Origin of the sequence: Pseudoalteromonas sp. GW168-MNA-CIBAN-0100, from assembly GCF_040309225.1 — a bacterium.
GTDB lineage: Bacteria > Pseudomonadota > Gammaproteobacteria > Enterobacterales > Alteromonadaceae > Pseudoalteromonas > Pseudoalteromonas arctica.
This window is the reverse complement of record NZ_JBEOOL010000384.1, coordinates 1-302: the sequence shown is the minus strand read 5'-3', so window position 1 is coordinate 302 and position 302 is coordinate 1. Positions and strand designations below refer to the sequence as shown.

Genomic DNA, 302 nt, shown 5'->3' with positions numbered 1-302 from the left:
ACTTCGCGTATGGCGCAAACCACTGAAAATGTTTACGGCATTTTAGATGACCTTGCACCTAAAGCAGTTGAAAAAGCAAAAATTGAAGCTGCAGCAATTCAAAAAGTAATTAACGATTCTGGCGAAAGTTTTGAACTTAAACCGTGGGATTGGGCTTTTTACGCTGAAAAAGTACGTGCTGAAAAGTACAACCTAGACCCAGCCCTAGTTAAACCTTACTTTGAATTACAATCGGTAATTCATAATGGTTTATTCTTCGCTATGGAAAAACTATACGGTATTACTTTTAAAGAACGTAAAGA

1 protein-coding gene is annotated in these 302 nt (G+C 36.8%); it reads left to right on the top strand.

Going from position 1 to position 302, the window contains the following annotated elements:
- Positions 1–302 (top strand): M3 family metallopeptidase (locus AAEY62_RS21595; RefSeq protein WP_350636440.1); only part of this gene is annotated, 302 nt, incomplete at both ends.